This is a genomic window from Acinetobacter sp. YH16053 (assembly GCF_013417035.1).
In the GTDB taxonomy this organism is placed as follows: Bacteria; Pseudomonadota; Gammaproteobacteria; order Pseudomonadales; family Moraxellaceae; genus Acinetobacter; species Acinetobacter towneri.
Map to the genome: position 1 here is coordinate 1 of NZ_VPEP01000107.1, position 1678 is coordinate 1678.

1 protein-coding gene is annotated in these 1678 nt (G+C 37.7%); it reads left to right on the plus strand.

Features of this window, described 5'->3' with window-relative positions; genetic code table 11:
- The first annotated feature begins 181 nt into the window (after positions 1-181).
- Complete coding sequence (locus FTV43_RS15340) at positions 182-937, plus strand: hypothetical protein (RefSeq protein ID WP_179995824.1); 756 nt, start codon at positions 182-184, stop codon at positions 935-937.
- Positions 938-1678: the final 741 nt, after the last annotated feature.

Below are 1678 nucleotides of genomic sequence, written 5' to 3' on the forward strand. Positions count from 1 at the left end.
TGAGCACGAGGAGAAGTGTTTTTATTTCAGTATAATTCGAAGAAATTATACTAAAATAAAAACACGGAAACGAGCTTAAGAATTAAATATAATGTTCCCACATTTTATTTAATTCTTCTCATGCCGGCCTATGCTAAACTGAAAACACAAAAACCTCACCCATTTTATGCTGGAGAATGCGATGGCGGCACGTGGAAGACCTGCGAAAATACTCACCTCAAATGACCTCACCACATTGCAGCAATTCCTGGAGAAACTTCCCTTCCTCAAGAAAAAACAACAACAGGCTTTGACCCTACTTCAGCACTCCAATGGCAGATTCAATGACCAACAACTCAGTCTGCTCAAAACAGTCGACCGGGAGAAGAACCAGTTTCTAACAAGACAGGCACTCATTGAACAGATCAAACTGAAGGACAAAAACCAGCAGCCCCTCTTGGCCAACGAAATTGAAATTCTGACCTTACTCAATCAAGCAATGGATCAGGATAATTTTTTCCGCCTGGATCGCGCCCTAGAGTCTTATCAGAAAATTGAAAAAGCCGCCCTAGACAATCGAATCCGGCTGGAGAATGAACACAAACGTGAAATTTTGCAGAAAAGTCACAAGGAACTGACGGAAGCCCAGAAAAAACGCAATGCAGAAAACCAACTCAAATACGCGATAGGAGGTGTAGTTCAATCACTTTATAAAGACCTTGATCTTCAGATCCAGCACAGTGATATTCCCCTGCTCAGAGATGCCCTCCTACAGAGCATTATTTGGGAAAAAACCATTAAAGAAACCACAATCTATAAAGAGATCCAAAACAACACCGAAGATATCAAGGAAGAAACAAAATTATTCCAGCGTATGCTTGAAGATTTGCCAACCTATAAAATCAATGGGCAAGAGTTTCACAAAGTACTCATCCAAAAGCACCGTGGAAAGCCATAAAATGCGATTACAGCCTGTTTTTGGCTTAACCCTATAGTTTCCTATACAAAAATGTAATCAGGGCTAAAAATGCGAAATAAGCCCTTTTACATTTCACTCCAGATCAATCCTTAATTTATAAACTAAGAAATATCCTTAAAACTCAAATTAAATACCTAAAAGGTATCTATAGAGCGAGTGTCTACGAGCGAACCACTAAAATTCGCGCTTCGACTTTCTGAAAAACAGCTTTTTAGGCTGTAGAGCCTAATAAAGCGTAAATCACATGTAAAAATCAGATTTTAGATCGAGCGAAAGCGAGTGAAAAAGCTCTATGAGCGTAGCGAATCCATTCTTGCTTTTGGTTTTTCGAATTCAAGAAAGAATTAACTAAAAAATTGCCCCTACGAACTGAGCGAGAGCGAAGTTCAATAGAGTTTGAGCGTAGCGAAAACCAAGGGCAATTTTTTATGTTTTGGGCTTTTAATTATTTTAATACTTTTAAATGCTTTTAAGTTCTCTGAATGCCTGACTATCTATAACTTATAACAGTCAATAAGCTAGGTTTATCGACCCTTAAAGCTAGGTTTATCGACCCTTAAAGCTAGGTTTATCGACCCTTAAAGCTAGGTTTATCGATCTTAAAGCTAGGTTTATCGATCTTAAAGCTAGGTTTATCGATCTTAAAACAATTCATATAGTTATTTAAACTAGACCTATCGACTTTTCTAAACTACTTCCTAAAATTTTTTAAACTAACTC

Excerpts from the sequence above, each read along its gene's own strand:
- FTV43_RS15340 (WP_179995824.1), top strand. The coding sequence starts at position 182 with ATGGCGGCACGTGGAAGACCTGCGAAAATACTCACCTCAAATGACCTC.